At 72.4% G+C, this 16,546-nt stretch carries 15 protein-coding genes; 6 read left to right on the top strand and 9 right to left on the bottom strand.

The features are described from left to right. Positions 1–26: 26 nt before the first annotated feature. The 3 genes from ABGB18_RS38340 to ABGB18_RS38330 are packed head-to-tail and all read left to right on the top strand — an operon-like array spanning position 27 to position 2,720. On the top strand, positions 27–938 hold the full coding sequence (locus ABGB18_RS38340) for an ABC transporter ATP-binding protein (RefSeq protein WP_347700579.1): 912 nt from the start codon (positions 27–29) through the stop codon (positions 936–938). Next, entirely contained in the window at positions 916–1,707 is a 792-nt protein-coding gene (locus ABGB18_RS38335; protein WP_347700578.1) for an ABC transporter permease, read from the top strand. Before ABGB18_RS38340 ends, ABGB18_RS38335 begins: the two co-directional genes overlap by 23 nt. Beyond that, positions 1,707–2,720, top strand: coding sequence for a helix-turn-helix domain-containing protein (locus ABGB18_RS38330; protein WP_347700577.1), 1,014 nt, complete (start codon positions 1,707–1,709; stop codon positions 2,718–2,720). Before ABGB18_RS38335 ends, ABGB18_RS38330 begins: the two co-directional genes overlap by 1 nt. A 5-nt stretch (positions 2,721–2,725) precedes the next feature. On the opposite strand, the gene ABGB18_RS38325 is transcribed toward ABGB18_RS38330, so the two are convergent. From ABGB18_RS38325 to ABGB18_RS38290, 8 genes are all read right to left on the bottom strand, one after another. After that, positions 2,726–3,352 (bottom strand): LysE family translocator, encoded by a 627-nt coding sequence (locus tag ABGB18_RS38325; RefSeq protein WP_347700576.1) that lies wholly within the window; start codon positions 3,350–3,352, stop codon positions 2,726–2,728. 5 nt (positions 3,353–3,357) lie between these two features. Next, positions 3,358–4,305, bottom strand: a complete 948-nt coding sequence (locus ABGB18_RS38320; protein WP_347700575.1) for a quinone oxidoreductase — start codon at positions 4,303–4,305, stop codon at positions 3,358–3,360. Positions 4,306–4,372: 67 nt separating this feature from the next. Further along, positions 4,373–6,073 carry a serine/threonine-protein kinase gene (locus ABGB18_RS38315; protein ID WP_347700574.1) on the bottom strand — a complete coding sequence of 567 codons (1,701 nt, stop codon included), beginning with the start codon at positions 6,071–6,073 and terminating at the stop codon, positions 4,373–4,375. Further along, positions 6,070–6,708, bottom strand: coding sequence for an HAD family phosphatase (locus tag ABGB18_RS38310; protein ID WP_347700573.1), 639 nt, complete (start codon positions 6,706–6,708; stop codon positions 6,070–6,072). Before ABGB18_RS38310 ends, ABGB18_RS38315 begins: the two co-directional genes overlap by 4 nt. A gap of 103 nt (positions 6,709–6,811) precedes the next feature. Further along, a complete protein-coding gene (locus ABGB18_RS38305; RefSeq protein WP_347700572.1) occupies positions 6,812–7,885 on the bottom strand; it encodes an ABC transporter ATP-binding protein in 1,074 nt (357 codons plus the stop codon). After that, positions 7,882–8,751, bottom strand: a complete 870-nt coding sequence (locus tag ABGB18_RS38300) for an ABC transporter permease subunit (RefSeq protein ID WP_347700571.1) — start codon at positions 8,749–8,751, stop codon at positions 7,882–7,884. The genes ABGB18_RS38305 and ABGB18_RS38300 overlap by 4 nt, the downstream gene beginning before the upstream one ends. Further along, a complete protein-coding gene (locus tag ABGB18_RS38295) occupies positions 8,739–9,563 on the bottom strand; it encodes an ABC transporter permease (RefSeq protein WP_347700570.1) in 825 nt (274 codons plus the stop codon). The genes ABGB18_RS38300 and ABGB18_RS38295 overlap by 13 nt, the downstream gene beginning before the upstream one ends. Further along, positions 9,560–10,714 (bottom strand): ABC transporter substrate-binding protein, encoded by a 1,155-nt coding sequence (locus ABGB18_RS38290; RefSeq protein WP_347700569.1) that lies wholly within the window; start codon positions 10,712–10,714, stop codon positions 9,560–9,562. Before ABGB18_RS38290 ends, ABGB18_RS38295 begins: the two co-directional genes overlap by 4 nt. 112 nt (positions 10,715–10,826) lie before the next feature. On the opposite strand from ABGB18_RS38290, the gene ABGB18_RS38285 reads away from it, so the two are divergent. From ABGB18_RS38285 to dnaE, 3 genes are all read left to right on the top strand, one after another. Then, positions 10,827–11,573, top strand: a complete 747-nt coding sequence (locus ABGB18_RS38285; RefSeq protein WP_347700568.1) for a GntR family transcriptional regulator — start codon at positions 10,827–10,829, stop codon at positions 11,571–11,573. A gap of 78 nt (positions 11,574–11,651) precedes the next feature. Beyond that, positions 11,652–11,918, top strand: a complete 267-nt coding sequence (locus ABGB18_RS38280) for a DUF6504 family protein (RefSeq protein ID WP_347700567.1) — start codon at positions 11,652–11,654, stop codon at positions 11,916–11,918. Continuing rightward, positions 11,918–15,730: a DNA polymerase III subunit alpha gene (gene dnaE, locus ABGB18_RS38275; protein WP_347700566.1), complete on the top strand. Its 3,813-nt coding sequence runs from the start codon at positions 11,918–11,920 to the stop codon at positions 15,728–15,730. Before ABGB18_RS38280 ends, dnaE begins: the two co-directional genes overlap by 1 nt. Positions 15,731–15,787: 57 nt before the next feature. Here the strand turns inward: dnaE and ABGB18_RS38270 are convergent, their stop codons facing one another. Then, positions 15,788–16,504 (bottom strand): DUF4328 domain-containing protein, encoded by a 717-nt coding sequence (locus ABGB18_RS38270; RefSeq protein WP_347700565.1) that lies wholly within the window; start codon positions 16,502–16,504, stop codon positions 15,788–15,790. Positions 16,505–16,546 lie beyond the last annotated feature (42 nt).

The following is a 16,546-nucleotide window of genomic DNA, read 5'->3' as shown; positions in this document are numbered from 1 at the left end:
CGCCCGCCGGGCGGGACGATTCCGCCATGACAGCAGTGGTGCGGGCCGAAGGGCTGACCAAGTATTACGGCAGGCGCCGTGGCCTGGAGGATCTCACACTCGAGATCCAGCCGGGCGAGATCTTCGGGTACCTCGGACCCAACGGCGCGGGCAAGACCACCACGCTCCGGTTGCTGCTCGACGTGATCAGGCCCACCCGGGGCACGGTACGGGTGCTCGGCGCCGACCCGCGCGAGCCCGCCGTCCGCGCCCGGATCGGCTACCTGCCGGGCGAGCTGGCGCTGGAGGGCCGCGAGCGGGCCAGGGACTACCTGCGCTTCCTCGGCCGCGTACGCGGCGGCGTGCCGGACACGCGCATCGACGACCTGGCCGACCGGTTCGAGGCCGACCTGTCGGTGCCGATGCGCAAGCTCTCCAAGGGCAACAAGCAGAAGGTCGGGCTGATCCAGGCGTTCATGCACGAACCGGAGTTCCTCATCCTGGACGAGCCCACCGGTGGCCTCGATCCGCTGGTGCAACAGGAGTTCCTGGCCATGGTGCGCGAGGTGCGCAAGTCCGGTCGTACCGTGCTCATGTCCTCGCACGTGCTCGCCGAGGTCGAGAACGTCTCCGACCGGGTCGGGATCGTCCGGGACGGTCGCCTGGTGGCCGTGGAGGACGTGGCCGCGCTGCGCGAGAAGGCGGTGCGCCGGGTCGAGCTGCACTTCGACGCACCGGTGCCGGCCGCGGCCTTCGCGGACCTGCCCGGCGTGCGCGACCTGCGGGTGGAGGGCGCCGGCGTGCGGTGCACGATCGACGGCCGCCCGGACGCGCTGATCAAGGCCGCCGCCAGGTTCACGGTGGTGCACCTGGTCAGCGCGGAACCGGACCTGGAGGAGATCTTCCTGACCTACTACAGCGACGAGGGGCGGAGCCGTGATCGGCAAGAGTCTGCTTGAGAGCCGGCGGGCGCTCATCTGGTGGTGCGTCGGCATCAGCGCCTTCATGAGCGTCTATCTGGGCGCGTACGCGACGGTCAAGCAGAACCCCGAGACGTACGGCGCGGCGGCCCTGGACAAGTTCCCCGGGCCGCTGAGGGACCTGATGGGCGGGCTGCAGGACTTCACGTCCGGCACCGGATACCTGCAAGGAGTCGCCTACCAGCTCTTCGCGCCGATGCTGCTCATCGCGTGCGCGATGCTGCTGGCCAACCGGGCCATCGCCCAGCCGGAGGAGTCCGGCACGCTGGAGCTGATCGTCACCCTGCCGGTGGACCGCAGGCGGCTGGTGCTGGACAGGCTCGCGGCGCTGGCGGTGGGCCTGCTGGTGGTGGCCGGCGTGACGCTGGTCGTCACCTGGGTGGTCAGCGAGGGGGTGGGGACGAACGCGCCGTTCGACCGCATCCTGGCCGCGCACACCGGGGTGTTCCTGATCGCGCTGCTGTACGGCACCGCGGCCCTGGCCGTCGGCGCCGCCACCGGCCGCCGGATGGTCGCCTCGGCCGGCGTCGGCGCCTGGGTGGTGGCGAGCTACGTCGTCGTCTCGCTCGGCAGCGGCGTCGAGGCCATCGCGTGGCTGAAGTGGATCTCGCCGTTCCACTACTACGCCGAGGGGCGGCCGCTCTTCGAGGGGCTTCCGGTGGGGGACTACCTTGTGCTGGCGGGGGCCACGGCCGTGCTCGCGCTCACCGCCGTGCTCGCCTTCGACCGGCGTGACGTGGGAGTGTGATGGCGATCTCCGAGCTGCCCGCCGACCTGCTCGGCGGGCACCGGCAGGTGCTGGAGTCGTTCGCCGGGACCGGCCGATTACCGGACCGGGCGGCGCTCGACTCCTACCGCGCCGCGGGCACCCGGGCCGCCGAACTGGGCATCCCGCTGCGGGCGCTGGTGGACCGAGCCCTGGCCGCCGGCGAGGGGCTGCCCGGGGTGCTGCCCGCGCTGCGCAAGGCCGTCTCCGCCCTGATGGAGGGGTACGAGCAGGCGCAGCTCGCGGCCCTCCGGGCCGAGGAGGGGGCCCGCAGGGAGTTCGTGGACGACCTGCTCCAGGGGCGGGCCGAGCGGCTGGCCGAGCGGGCCGAGCACTTCGGGCTGCGGCTGGCCGAGTCCTACGTGGTGGCGGTGGCCAGGGGCATGCGCGAGGGCGACCAGGGCCGCATCGAGCGCGACCTGATCGCCAGGTTCGGCTCCCACAACGTGCTGGTCTCCGTACGCGACGGGCTGCTGGTGTGCGTGGCCCCCGCCACGCTGCCCGCCGCCGTGGGGGAGTTCACCCACCACGTACGGACCCGCTTCCCGGCCGGGTGGCGGGTCGGCGTGGGCCGGGCGCACCGGGGGCCGGGCGGCGTGGTGACCTCCTACCGGGAGGCGGCGCAGGCCCTGGAGCTGGCCGACGGGCTGGGCCTGGCGATCGACGTGGTCAAGGCCGCCGACCTGCTGGTCTTCCCGGTGCTGCTGCGGGACAGGAGCGCCATCGAGGACCTGGTGACGAGCGTCCTGAGCCCGCTGCTGGGGGCGCGGGGCGGCCATGAACCGCTGGTGGAGACCCTGGAGGCGATGTTCGCCTCGCACGGCAACCAGGCGGCGGCGGCCCGGCGGCTGGGGATCAGCCCGCGGGCGGTCACGTACCGGCTGGAACGCATCCGCCGCCTGACCGGCTTCTCCCCGGACGACCCGACGCAGCGCTTCACCCTGGAGACCGCGGTCCTCGGCGCCCGCCTGCTCGGCTGGCCCACCGCTGTCTAGCGGCCTCAGTCCTGGAACGCCAGCCGGACCCCGAACCCGACGATCACCGCGCCGGTCAGCCGGTCGAGGAGGCGCCGCACCCCGGGCGAGCGCAGGAAGCCGCTCATCAGCGACGCGAACCCGATCAGGGCGGCGCTCCAGACCAGCCCCTCGGCCACGTGCACGGACGCCAGCACCAGCCCCATCGCCGCGTGCGGCGCCGCCGCCGGGATGAACTGCGGCAGCATCGCCACGTAGAACGCCCCGACCTTGGGGTTGAGCAGGTTGGTGAGCAGCCCGCGGGCGAACCCCTTCCCGAACCCGCCCTCAAACTGCTGCTCCCCGGGATCGTGCGCCGTGCCGCGCCTGGCGGCCAGCAGCATGCGCACCCCCATCCACACCAGGTACGCCGCCCCGGCCCACCGCAGCACGTCATAGGCGAGCTGCGAGGCGGCCAGCAGCGCCGACAGCCCGGCGGCGGTGAGCAGCCCCCAGGTGAGCGTGCCGAGCTGGATGCCGAGCGTCACGCCCCACGCCGAACGCCTGCCGGCCAGCAACGACGTGCGCAGGATGAGAGCCGTGTCGAGCCCCGGGGTGAGCGTGAGGAGCGCCACCACGGCGGCGAATGACCAGATCGACCCGGTGATGTCCATGGAGGTCAGGGTATGAGGAGCACTTTCCCGGTGGTGCGGCGGCCCGCCAGATCCTCCTGGGCCTGGCGCGCGTCGGCCAGCGGATAGCGGCGCGAGACGTTGACGGTGAGGTCTCCGGCGGCGATCCAGCCGAACAGGTCGGCGGAGCGCTGGAGCAGCTCCTCCCGCTTGGCGGTGTAGTGCGCGAGCGTGGGCCGGGTGAGGAAGAGCGAGCCCTGCCGGTTGAGCGTCTGGGGGTCGACCGGGGGCACCGGGCCGCTGGCGGCGCCGTACAGCACCATCATGCCGCGCGTCCGCAGCACCTCCAGCCCGCCGTCGAACGTGGCGGCCCCGACGCCGTCGTACACGACGTCGATCTTGCCGCGCAGGGCCTCGGTGAAGTCCTCGTAGCGGAAGACGTGGTCGGCGCCGGCGTCGCGGGCCAGCTTCTCCTTCTCGCTGCTGGACACGGTGGTGTGGACGTTGGCGCCCTTGAGCTTGGCGAGCTGGATCAGGAGCTGCCCCATGCCGCCCGCCCCGGCGTGGATCAGCACGTTCTCCCCGGCCCGCAGCTCGTGGGTGGAGTGGGTGAGGTAGTGGGCGGTCATCCCCTGGAGCATCGCCGCCGCCGCCACCTCGGGGGCGACCCTGGCCGGCACCGGCACCACCCGATGGGCCGGCACCACGGCCTTCTCGGCGTAGCTCCCCAGCACGTTGACCCAGGCCACGGTGTCGCCCACGCCGACGTCGCGCACCCCGGGCCCGACCGCCGAGACGGTCCCAGCCCCCTCGGAGCCGATGGGGCTGGGCAGGTCGAGCGGGTAGACGCCCGAGCGGTGGTAGATGTCGATGAAGTTGACCCCGCTCGCGGCGAGGTCGACCACGACCTCCCCGTCACCGGGGACGGGGTCGGGACGTTCGACGTATTCAAGAACCTCTGGTCCGCCCTGGGCGGAGATGATGATGGCACGCATACGGCATAGTCAACTCCGCTCCACCACTCCGACGCCACTCGGGCACCCGGCTCGGGCGAAGGACGGGTCAGGGCTCGTCCCTCTGCCCGCGCAGCTCGAAGTCGTCGAACGTCGTCCGCAGCAGCGCGTGGCTGTCCTTCGGGATGCGGGCGAACAACCCCACATAGCCGTTCCCGATGCCGTTCGGGTCTTCGACCTCCTGCACCTGGTGGTCGTTCACCCACATCGTCAGCCGTACGGTGGTGCCCGACTGCTCGCACGAGACCACGATCCTGGCCTTGCCGGGCAGCCCGTCCACCTGCACCGGCTGGGCCAGCGTGCCGCCGGCCCCGTTCACGACGCGGCGGATCCTGGCACGTCCCGTCGTGTCGAGCGCGAACTCGTAATAGGTGTCGTCATCATCGGAGTTGTGGCAGTAGATGCCGTACTCGCCGGGTCCCGAGGCCCGCTTGATCTCCGCGGTCACGCCGACGACCACGCTCGACGGCAGCATCGGGGTGGGCGTGGCCGAGGGGTCCGGGGTGTCCGTCGGCTTGGCGATGAGGAAGGGGATGGGGGCCTTCGCCCACCGCTCCTCGTATCCGTCCTCCACGTCCAGCCCGTACGTGCCGTCGGGGCGGTAGCCGTAGCTCGCGCCCTCCTCGGGGTCGTAGATCCCGTTCCAGCCGCCGGAGGTCTGCGTGAAGTCCTCGCTGTAGAGCAGCCCCAGGTCCTTGGGCGGCCCGCTCGGGCCCAGCACCGCCCACGCGGTGACGGCCCCCGCCACCAGCAGCGCCGCCGCGCCCGCGAGCCCCGCGACCAGCTTGCCGCGCGGCCTGTGCGCGCCCGGCCGCACGGCGGTGAGCTGCTTCGTGACCTGCTGCCAGGCCACCTGTACGGTGTGCGCCGCCAGCTCGGGCGCGGCCGACCGCCCGACGAGGTCGTCGAGCAGTTGCTGCGCGGAGGGCCGCGCGGCCGGGTCCTTGGCCAGCGCGGCCCTGACCAGCTCGCGCAGGCCGGGCTCGACGTCGTCCAGGGCAGGCTCGCTGTTGAGCACCTGGTAGACGATGGCCGGCAGCGTGTCCCCGCCGAAGGGCGCCCTGCCACTGGCCGCGAACGCCACCAGGCAGCCCCACGAGAACACGTCGCAGGCCGGCGACACCGGGTCGCCCCGCAGCACCTCGGGAGCCATGTAGCGCGGCGTGCCGACCAGCTCGCCGGTGCTCGTGACGCCGCCGAGCGTGTCCAGCGCCCGCGCGATGCCGAAGTCGATCACGCGCGGGCCGACGGGGGACAGCAGCACGTTCGACGGCTTGAGATCCCGGTGCACGACTCCGGCCCCGTGGATGGCGGTGAGCGCGGTGGCCACACTGACGGCCAGCGCGTCGAGGCTGGAGCCGAGCAGGGGCCCCGACTCGAGCACCGCCTCCTCAAGGTTGGGGCCGGGCACGTATTCGGTGACCACGTAGAGCTGCTCGCCGTCGAGCGCCGCGTCGATCACCGCCGCCGTGCAGAACCTGCGCACCCGCTGGGCGGCGTCGGCCTCCCTGCGAAAGCGCATGCGAAACTGCTCGTGCTGGCTGAGCTCCGGATTGATCACCTTGACGGCGACCTTGTGCCCGGCAGGATCCTCGGCGAGATGGACTGTGCCCATCCCGCCTCGTCCCAGCACGCTAAGCAGCCTGTAGCGCCCGATGTGGGAGATTTCACCGCTCACGCCGCGCAAGCTTACCGATACGGACCGGCCCGGCGCAGGGACCACCGCCGACACGCCCGCACCGATCCTCATCTGCGTAACGCGGCGAAGGGCCGGCGCACCTGCGCGAACGACGGCAGGCCCGCCTCGGGCGAGGCCGTCAGCACGTGGCAGCCCGCCGCCGTGGCGGACGCGATGCCCGTCGGGCTGTCCTCGATGGCCACGCAACTCGACGGCGGCGCGCCGAGACGGCGGGCTGCCTCCAGGTACGGGTCCGGGTACGGCTTGCCGCGGGCCGTGTCCTCGTTCGCGATCACCAGGTCGAACCTGTGCCCCAGCCGCGGCAGCACCAGCTCCACGATGCTCCGGGGCGAGGCGCTGACCAGGGCCGTGGGGATGGCGGTGGCGGCGAGGTCGGCCAGCAGTTCCGGGGCGCCGGGCATGATCGTCAGGTCCCGGCGGACGCGGTCGGCGAAGGCGCTGGTGAGCCGGTCGGTCACCGTGGCGAGCCGCCCGCCGCCGGCCGGTGCCGGGCCGGTGCGCAGGAGGTGTGCGGCCGCGTCCTCGACGGTGCGGCCGTGCACGTGGGGCAGGTCGGCGGGGCCGAGCGGGCGGCCGAGGGACCCGGCGACGGCGGCGACCGCCTGCCACCAGAGCCCTTCGGTGTCGACCAGCGTGCCGTCCATGTCCAGCAGCACGGCAGCGGGCATCCCGGGCGCGCCGGGCACCCTCTCACAGGACGGCTCCGGACCGCCTTCCCGGCCGCTGGACGGCATCCGACCGCCTTCCCGGCCGCCGGCCAGCTCCCGGCCGCTGGACGGCGGTCGCGCCTCAGACGGCATCGGTCGTCACGGCGGGGGCCGGCACCGTGACCGTCCTGGCCGCCACCAGGACCGGGCGTTCCACCAGGCTGACCGCGACGCGGGTGCCGGGCCCGAGCCCGGACGCCTCGTGGCCGGGGACGTCGGCGAGGACCTCGCCGCCCGCCACCGCCATCCTGAGCCGCACCGAGGCGCCGCGGAAGGAGACCGCCAGCACCTCGCCGGCACCGTCCGCGGCGGGGGCCACCTTGACGGCCTCCGGGCGGATCAGCACGTCCACGGACGGATCCGCGGGAACCGGCCCGTCCACGGGCAGGAGCTGGCCGAGCACCGTGACCTGGTCGCCCGAGACGTGCCCGGCCAGGTGGTTCATGGTGCCGACGAACTCGGCCACGAACGGCGTGGCCGGCCGGTCGTAGATCTCGGCGGGCGGGCCGACCTGTTCCAGCCGTCCTGCCCGCAGCACCGCCACCCGGTCGGCGACCGACAGCGCCTCCTCCTGGTCGTGGGTGACGAAGATGGTGGTGATGCCCAGGTCGAGCTGGAGACGGCGGATCTCCTCGCGCAGTGCCACCCGTACCTTGGCGTCCAGCGCCGACAGCGGCTCGTCCAGCAGCAGCACCCGCGGCTCCAGGGCGAGTGCCCGGGCCAGGGCGACGCGCTGCTGCTGGCCGCCGGAGAGCTGGTGCGGGTAGCGGTCGGCGTGCGTGGGCAGGCCGACGAGTTCGAGCAGTTCGTCGGCCTTCTTCCGCCTGGCGGCCGCGGGCACCTTGCGCACCCGCAGGCCGAAGGCCACGTTGTCGCGGGCGTTCAGGTTGGGGAAGAGGGAGTAGGACTGGAAGACCATGCCCGCGTCCCGCTTGTTGGCCGGCACGTTCGTGATGTCCTTGCCGTCCACCAGCACCGCCCCGGAGTCCGGGTGCTCGAACCCGGCCACGCACCGCAGCGCCGTCGTCTTGCCGCAGCCCGACGGCCCCAGCAGGGCGACGAACTCACCGGGCGCGATGACCAGGTCGAGGCCGTCGAGCGCGACGGTCTTCCCGAACTCCCGCCGCAGCCCGCGGAACTCCACAGATGCGGTCATTTCCCCTTCTCCTTACCAAACTTCTGCCGGCCGAAGAGTGTGGCCACGGCGAGCAGCAGCAGCCAGATGAGCAGCAGGCTCAGGATCGACACCGCGACCGAGAGCTGTCCCTTGGAGCCCGAGACCGTCACGATCCACACCGCGAACGGCTCGTACCCGAGCAGGCTGGCCACGGTGTACTCGCCCAGGACCAGCGCCAGCGTCAGGAACGACGCGCTGGCCAGCGCCGAGCGCAGGTTGGGCACGATCACCCTGACCAGCACGTACGGCCACGAGGCCCCCAGATTGCGGGCCGCCTCCACCAGCGTCCGCACGTCCATGGTGCGCAGCCCGGCGTCCAGCGACCGGTAGACGAACGGCAGCACCAGCACCACGTACGCCAGCACCAGCACCACGGGATAGGCCGGATCCTGCACCGCGATCAGCGTGGCCCAGAACGGCGTCGGCGCCAGCACCTCGGTCCCGGTGCGCAGCGACGTGCTGATCCCGGCCACGAACGTGATCGGCGGCACCACGAGCGGCAACGTGCACACCACCTCCATCACGGGCCGCAACCCCGGCGCGAAGAGCCGCACGGCCAGCATCGCGGGCAGGGCCAGCAGCAGCACCAGCACGATCGTGGCCACCGCCAGCCCGAGCGACAGCGCCAGCGACCGCACGAAGCCCTCGGCGGTGAGCAACTCCCCGTACGCCGAGAAGGACACGCCGGCCGTCGGGGTGTAGACGGTGTACCAGAGCGAGGCGCAGAGCGGGATCAGGAAGTACGCCCCGGCCAGCAGGAACACGATCCCGCGCCAGACCCGGGGACGGGTGCGGGCGGCGGGAACCGCGGGGGCGACGCGCTCCAGGCCGGTCAGTGCAGCCATCGGGAGCTCCTCTTCTGCAGCGGCAGGTAGATCACCATCACCAGCCCGGCCACCACGATCATGTCGAGGCTGAGGGCCAGCGCGATGTTCTCGTAGCCGACCAGCACGTCGCCGGTGAGCGCGCTGGCGATCTTCAGCGTGACGAGCGGCACGACGGTCCCGACCATGGCGTTCGCGGTCGCGTACGCGGAGAAGGCCGAGCCGAACAGCAGCACCACCCCGCCGAGCATCGCCGGCGTCAGCACCGGCAGCGCGACGAAGCGCCAGTAGTGCCAGGCGGTGGCCCCGTTGTTGGCCGCCGCCTCACGCCACTGCGGCCGCAGCCCGTCCAGCGCGGGCGCCATGGCCAGCACCATCAGCGGGACCGCGAAGTAGAGGTAGACCACCACCAGGCCCCAGAAGGTGTACAGGGAGCCGGACGGCAGCCCCACCAGGCCGCTGATCACGCCGGAGTTGCCGAGCGTGGCGATCCAGAAGAAGGCCAGCGGCACCCCGCCGAAGTTGGCCAGCACGCCCGAGGCCGTCAGCACGGCCTCGCGCAGCAGGGCGAAGCGGGAGGTCACGACGGCGTAGGCGAGGAAGGTCCCGAGCACGGCCCCGAGCAGCGCCACGATGCCCGACAGCTTGACGCTGCCGATCATGGCGGTGAGGTAGCCGCCCTGGAGGCTCTGCGACAGGTTCGCCAGGCTCGGCCGCCCCTCCGCCGTGAACGCCCCCGCCACCAGCGCGATGGCGGGGATGCCGAAGACGAGGGCGAAGAAGGCCAGCAGGGGCAGCGCCCCGAGCCGGCCCTTCGATCGGACGCGGTTCATCCCGAGATCGCGGCGTCCCAGCCGGCGGCGACCTTGGCCTTGGCCGCGTTCTGCTGCTCGGTCGTCGGGAACTCGGGCGTGCCGTCGACCGAGGGCAGCGCCTCGGCCAGCGCCTTGTCCACGGTGCCGTCGGTGGTCATGGCCGGCAGCAGCACGGGGCGGGCGAAGCCCTTGAGGAACAGGTTCTGGCCCTCGGGGCTGTAGAGGTACTCCTGCCACAGCCGCGCCGCCGCCGGGTGCGGGGCGTCCTTGTTGACGGCCTGGGCGTACATCTCGAAGTATTTGCCGTCGCTGGGCACGTTGACCTGCCAGTCGATGCCCTTGGCCGTCATCTGGGGCGCGTAGGCGGCGTTGTTGTAGTCCCAGTCGATGCTGATCTGGGTCTCGCCCTTCTCGATGGTCGCGGGCGTGGTCTCGACCGGGTTGTAGTTGCCGGCGTCCTTCAGCTTCTTGAAGAAGTCGATGCCGGGCTGGATGTCGTCGAACGAGCCGCCGTTGGCCAGGGCGGCGGCGTACACGCCGGCGAAGGCGGCGCCCGCCTTGGTCGGGTTGCCGTTCAGCGCGACCTTGCCCTTGTACTCGGGCTTGAGCAGGTCGGCGAAGCTCGTCGGGCAGGCGGCGATCTTCTTGGCGTCGCAGCCGATGGACACGTAGCCGCCGTAGTCGTTGACCCAGAGCCCGGTCGGCTCCTTCTGCCCTTCGGGGATCTTGTCGAAGGTCTGCACCTTGTACGGCGCGAACAGGCCCTCCGCGGCACCGCTGATCGCGAACGACTGGCCCAGGTCCAGCACGTCGGGGGCGCGGTCCTGGCCCTTGCGGGTCTTCACCGCGTTGATCTCGTCGGCGCTGGCGGCGTCGGGGGTCTCGCTCTCGACCTTGATGCCGTACTTGGCCTGGAACTTCTCGATGATCTCGCCGTAGTTCGCCCAGTCCGGGGGGAGGGCGATGACGTGCAGGGTGCCCTCCTTCTTGGCGGCTTCGACCAGCTTGTCCAGGCCGCCGAAGTCGGCGGCGGAGGTGGCGGTGGCCGCGTTGACCCCGCCCTCCGACGCCTGGGTGGTCTGCTGGGTGCTGGGCGCGGCGCCGCACGCCGCTGTGATTAGGGTGAGTGCTGCGACCACGCCGGCCGCGCCGGTGCGAGGTGTGAACACAACGCCTCCACTTTCCAGGGGGTGTGGCACGAACTTAGGGGAACTTGTACAAACAAGCGAGCCCCAGTAAGTCGCACACATGTTGCTCTTTGGTGAATGGGAAGGGTCGGGGATGGTTGCGCGCTATGAACGGATCGCTGATGCGTTACGGGAGGAGATCCTCGCCGGCGCGCATCCGGTCGGCTCGCAGCTCCCCAGCGAGTCCGAACTGGCCGGGCGATTCGGCGCGGCGCGCGGCACCGTACGCCAGGCGGTGGCCGTGCTGGCCACCGAGGGTCTGGTCGGATCCCGGCAGGGCGCCCGGCGCATCGTGCTCGGCCGGGCACGCAGCCAGAGCTTCGCCGAGCTGCACAGTTTCGCACAGTGGGCCCGCGCGAACGGCCACCGTTTCGGCGGTCAGGTGATCGAGCAGCGCCGCCGGCCCGCGAGCGCCGCCGAGTCGGCCCGGCTCGGCCACGGCGAGCTGCTGGAGGTGCTGCGGCTTCGCACGCTGGACGGCGAGCCCGTGCTGGTCGAGCGCACGGTCTACGCGGAGTGGGTGGCCCCCGCCGTCGAGCGGCTGCCGGCTGACTGCGAGTCGGTCACGGAGGCGCTCTACGAGTCGATCGGGCTCGTGTTCGCCTACGGCGAGCACCTCATCGACGCGGTCTCGGCCGGCGCCCAGGACGGCCGCCTGCTCGGGGTGCGCCGCGGCAGCCCGCTGCTGCGCCAGCGCCGGACCACGACCACATATGACGGGCGCCCCGTGGAGACCTCCGACGACCGCTACCGGGCGGGCAGCGTGATTTTCAGCATCCGCAACTCGATCGGCGCGAATCCGCTCGTGAGACGGGCCGGCGACTTGCGCTCTTGGCGCTGAGAACATATGTTCGACTCATAAGCGCCCGCCTTCCCCCGGGTGGCTCACCATACGACCAGAGCCGCGGGGAGAAGCGTCTTGAGCAGACTCTATGGCGATCCGATAGAGGTGTGGACCCGGGACGGGCAGCCGACCCAGTTCGTCTGGCGTGACCGGCTCTATCTGGTCCGCAGCGTCCTCGACCACTGGGTGGTCGCACGCGAGTGGTGGAAGACCGGCGACAAGGATCCGGGCGAACGCCAGTTCTGGCGGGTGGAGGCCGGCCCGGGACGCGAGGTCGGCTCCTACGAGCTCCGCTACGACACCGCCGGCAACGGCTGGCTGCTCCTGCGGGCGTGGGACTGATGGCGCCCCCGTTCCCGCACCTCAACGTGTGCTCCGCATACTCCATGCGCTACGGCACCGCCTTCCCCGGCGCGCTGGTGAGCCGGGCGGTGGAGCACGGGATGGACATCCTGGCGCTGACCGACCGCGACGGGCTCTACGGCGCGATCAAGCACGTGCGGGCGTGCGCGGAGGCCGGGGTCGCCCCCGTCGTCGGCGTGAACCTGGCGCTCGACGTCCCTTCCCCGGCTTTTGACCCGGTACCCGGGATGCCCGCGCCGCGGCCCAGGAGCGGCCGGCACGGCGGCGGGCGGCCCAGCACCGGGCCGGAGGCCGAGGACCGTGTCACGGTGCTGGCCCGCGCCAAGGGCTGGTCCCGCCTGTGCCGCCTGGTCACGGCCGCCCACCACACGGGGGAGCGGGGTGCGCCGAAGGTGACCCGCGAGCTGCTCGGCACCTGGGCGGGCGGGCCGGGCGAGCACGGGTTCGGCGCCGAGGACGGGCTCGTGGTGCTGCTCGGCCCCAGGTCCGACGTGGGCCGCGCGGTGGCCCTGCGGCGCGACGAGCACGCCAGGACGCTGCTCGGCCTGTGGCGCGCCGCCGTGCCCGGCGTGGTGATCGAGCTGGTCGACCAGTACGGCTTCCGCGACGCCATCACGGCGGTGCGCATGCTCGGGCTGGCCGAGTCCATGGGCGTGCCGGCCGTGCTGACCAACGCCGCGCGCTACCTGGACCCGGTCGACCACCAGGTGGGCGACGTGCTCGACGCGGCCCGCCAGCTCGTCCCGCTGCACCCGCGCCACCTGGAACGCACCACCTCCCACGCCTACCTCAAGAGCACCAAGGAGATGTGGCAGGTGGCGGCCAAGGTCTGCGGCGCGGACCAGGAACGGGTGGAGCGGCTGCTGCTCACCACCAGGCGGCTGGCCGAGGCGTGCTCGATGGCGCCGCTGGACCTGCTCGCCCTGCACAACACCCCGCCCGCCCTGCACCTGCCTGAGATCGGCCGCGACCCGGTGCCGCTGCTGCGCCACCGCGCCGAGGATGGGCTGGTCACGCGCGGCCTCGACCGCTCCGGCCCGGCCAGGGAGCGTCTCCGGGCCGAGATGGAGATCATCGAGAAGAAGCGCCTGTCCGGATATTTCATCGCCGTGGCCGGCATCACGGACATGATCCGCGGCATGGGCATCCGCTGCGCCATCCGCGGCTCGGGGGCGGGCAGCCTGGTCAACTATCTCATCGGCATCGGCGAGGTGAACCCCCTCGAACACGACCTGCTCATGGAGCGCTTCCTCTCGGAGGGCCGCATCGGGCTGCCGGACATCGACGTGGACGTCGAGTCGGCCCGCCGGCTCGACTGCTACAAGGCCATCTTCGAGCGCTACGGCGAAGCCCGCGTGGCCTGCGTGTCCATGATGGAGACCTACCGGGCGCGCAGCGCCATCCGCGACGTCGCCGGGGCGATGGGCCTGCCCCCGCACGAGATCGACGCCATCGCCAAGGCGTTCCCGCACATCAGGGCCCGGCAGATCACCGCGTCGCTGAGCGACCTGCCGGAGCTGCGCGAGAGCCGGCTCGGCGACGCGGGGCTGGAGCGGGTGTTCCGGCTGGCGGAGAAGCTCGACGGGCTGCCCCGGCACATCGCGCTGCACCCGTGCGGCGTGCTGATCGGCAACTCGGGGCTGCACGACAGGACACCGGTGGAGCGCAGCCTGCTGGAGTTCCCGATGTCGCAGTTCGACAAGGACGACGTGGAGGAGGCCGGGCTGCTCAAGCTCGACGTGCTGGGCGTGCGGATGCAGTCGTCGCTGGCGTACGCGCTGAGCGAGATCAAGCGCGTGGACGACATCGTGGTCGAGCTGGACACCCAGCAACCCCTGCCGGGCGACGGCACCGCACTGGAGGATCACGAGGTCCAGTACGTGCCGCACGACGACCAGGAGACCTACGACATGATCGGCGCCAGCCGTACCATCGGCTGCTTCCAGATCGAGTCGCCGGGCCAGCGCGAGCTGGTCGCCAAGCTGGAGCCGCGGACGATGCACGACCTGATCGTGGACATCTCGCTGTTCAGGCCGGGGCCGGTCAACTCCGACATGGTCACCCCCTACCTGGAGGCCAGGCACGGGTGGCGGCAGCCGTACTATCCGCACGAGCGGCTGCGGGAGGCGCTGAAGGAGACGCACGGCGTCGTGGTGTTCCACGAGCAGGTGCTGAGGATCATCGAGGTGATGACGGGGCGGGACCTGTCATACGCCGAGAAGTTGCGCCGCACGCTGGACACGCCGGCCGGGCGCGAGCGGGTGCGCAAGACGTTCGTGCCCCTGGCCAGGGCCAACGGGTTCGACGACGCGGCCGTGGAGCGGGCGTGGCAGGTGCTGGACGCGTTCGGGGCCTTCGGGTTCTGCAAGGCGCACGCGGCGGCGTTCGCGCTGCCGACCTACCAGTCGGCGTGGCTCAAGCGGCACCACGCGGCGGCGTTCTTCGCGGGGGTGCTCACGCACGAGCCCGGCATGTACCCGCCGCGCGTCATCATCGACGAGGCCCGGCAGTGCGGGATCCAGATCCTGCCGCTCGACATCAACAAGTCGGGCCGGGACTGGCGGGTGGAACGGCTCGGCCCCCGCGTCCTCGCCCGCGACCAAGCGCGCGCCCAGGCGCGGGACAAGACCGGCGACCAACCCGGTGACCAGCCCGGCGATCGGGCCGGTGATCAGCCCGGCGACCGAACTGACGATCAGTCCGGGGTGCGGGTCCGCGTGCGTACCTCCGCGCTGGAGGGCTCCCCGGTGCGGCGGGATTTCAAGATCGACGAGATCGGCAAGGGATACGCGCTGCGGGTGCCGTTCTCGGCGATCAAGGGGGTGAGCGAGGCGGAGGTCGAGCGGATGGTGGCCGGGCAGCCGTACACGTCGCTGGCCGACTTCTGGGACCGCGCCCGCCCCTCGCGCCCCACGATCGAGCGCATCGTCCAGGTGGGCGGCCTGGACGCGCTGCACGACTTGCGTCCGGGCGGCCCCCGCTGGCGTCCGGGCGAGCTGACCAGGCGCGACCTGATCGCCCAGGTGGCGGTGCTCGACCGGGCCTCGGCGAGCGGCGTGCGGACGGGCCCGCGCGGGTCCAAGCGCTACTCCTCGCCCGTGGCCGCCTCCCCCCGGGCCGCCGCCCCGCCGTCCGTGCAGCTCCCGCTGGGTTTCGGCGAGCGGCTCGTGCCCGGGGAGCTGCCGGAGATGACGGAGACGGAGATGGTCGAGGCCGAGCTGGAGATCCTGGGCATCGACGTCAGCCGCCACATCATCAGCTTCTACGACGAGCTGCTCGACGCCGCCGGCGTGGTCCGCGCCAGGGACCTCCTCGCGCAGCGCAACGGCGCGGAGATCCTGGTCGCCGGGGTCAAGGTGGCCACCCAGACGCCCGCCGTACGCTCGGGCCAGCGGGTCATCTTCACCACGCTCGACGACTCGACGGGACCGATCGACCTGACGTTCTTCGAGTCGGTGCAGGGCCGGTGCGCGGCCACGGTGTTCGGCTCGTGGCTCCTGCTGTCCAGGGGGGTGGTCCGGCGTACGGGCACGCGGGCGGTGTCGCTGCGCGCGGTGGACTGCTGGGACCTGCGGGACCTGGACTCCCTGTGGCGCTCCCAGGGCATCGAGGCGGTGCGCGCCCACCTCGCGCGGGCGCCGGAGGAGCGTGCCGGGGTCGGCGGGCGCAAGATCGAATATCCCAACGGCTACCGTCTCTCGCCCTACTCCGACGTGGGCCCGGCCATCGCTGACCCGCCCCGCCCCCTCTGGCACGCCAGCCCGGGCAGCTCCGGCCCCACAGCCGCCTGACTCAAGCGTCGCGGACGGCCTCGAGATCGACGGGCTCCTCGACGTCCATGGCCGGGATCACCCCGTGCGGCCGATCGGGGTGGAGCCCGGGGTCGGGTGCGGTGGTGGGGTGAAGGTGTGGACGGTGCCGGTGCTCCGGGGGGCGCGGGCGGCCTGCTGCAGGCGCGTCAGCGTGCGCACGGTGGCCCCGCACAGCAGGGCGGTCACCGACGCGCAGGCCAGCTCCGGCAGCCCCACCCCCGTCAGGTCGCCCGCGGAGGCGTCGAGCGGGAGCCGGATCGTGACCAGCGCGATCATGGCCAGCCAGCTCAGCCACCAGCCGGCCAGCAGCGCGATCCACCGCACGCGCTGCCCAGCGGGCGGCCTGGTGCCCCGCCACACCTCGTCCACCAGCACGGCGGGCGCCACCAGGTTGACGAGCGGGATCAGCCAGGCGGCCGCGACCGGGCCGGAGGCGGCCGAGCGGTCGTTGGCCCGCCTGGCCCGCACCAGCCAGGTGACGTAGGCGACCGCGACCGCGATCGAGGTGCCCGCCACCAGCATCATCAGCACCGCGAACGTGGTCACCGCGCCCACCACGGCCTCCGCGTCGGCCCCCTGGGGCCGCCCGCCGAACGCGGCGAGCTGGGCCGCGAGCTGGCGGCCGCGCGAATGCTCGAAGATCACCAGGGCGCCGAGAGAGAGGACCTGCGCGACAAGCGTCACATAAACGGCAGAGGCGGCTCTGATGGGCGGTGCCTGGCTGTCGCGCACGTTGTTCTCCCCCCGGGCCATGCGCTGAGGTTCTGATTCACTTGTATCCCGGGAGCCCCGCTG

The organism is Nonomuraea sp. B12E4 (genome assembly GCF_039871825.1).
Classification (GTDB): Bacteria; Actinomycetota; Actinomycetes; order Streptosporangiales; family Streptosporangiaceae; genus Nonomuraea.
This window is presented reverse-complemented; position numbering and strand designations above follow the sequence as displayed.

Bases quoted from the DNA above. Each gene is read 5' to 3' on its own strand.
- ABGB18_RS38340 (WP_347700579.1), top strand. From the start codon at position 27: ATGACAGCAGTGGTGCGGGCCGAAGGGCTGACCAAGTATTACGGCAGG.
- ABGB18_RS38330 (WP_347700577.1), top strand. From the start codon at position 1,707: ATGGCGATCTCCGAGCTGCCCGCCGACCTGCTCGGCGGGCACCGGCAG.
- ABGB18_RS38325 (WP_347700576.1), bottom strand. From the start codon at position 3,352: ATGGACATCACCGGGTCGATCTGGTCATTCGCCGCCGTGGTGGCGCTC.
- ABGB18_RS38320 (WP_347700575.1), bottom strand. From the start codon at position 4,305: ATGCGTGCCATCATCATCTCCGCCCAGGGCGGACCAGAGGTTCTTGAA.
- ABGB18_RS38315 (WP_347700574.1), bottom strand. From the start codon at position 6,073: ATGAGGATCGGTGCGGGCGTGTCGGCGGTGGTCCCTGCGCCGGGCCGG.
- ABGB18_RS38305 (WP_347700572.1), bottom strand. From the start codon at position 7,885: ATGACCGCATCTGTGGAGTTCCGCGGGCTGCGGCGGGAGTTCGGGAAG.
- ABGB18_RS38300 (WP_347700571.1), bottom strand. From the start codon at position 8,751: ATGGCTGCACTGACCGGCCTGGAGCGCGTCGCCCCCGCGGTTCCCGCC.
- ABGB18_RS38295 (WP_347700570.1), bottom strand. From the start codon at position 9,563: ATGAACCGCGTCCGATCGAAGGGCCGGCTCGGGGCGCTGCCCCTGCTG.
- ABGB18_RS38285 (WP_347700568.1), top strand. From the start codon at position 10,827: ATGGTTGCGCGCTATGAACGGATCGCTGATGCGTTACGGGAGGAGATC.
- dnaE (WP_347700566.1), top strand. From the start codon at position 11,918: ATGGCGCCCCCGTTCCCGCACCTCAACGTGTGCTCCGCATACTCCATG.
- ABGB18_RS38270 (WP_347700565.1), bottom strand. From the start codon at position 16,504: ATGGCCCGGGGGGAGAACAACGTGCGCGACAGCCAGGCACCGCCCATC.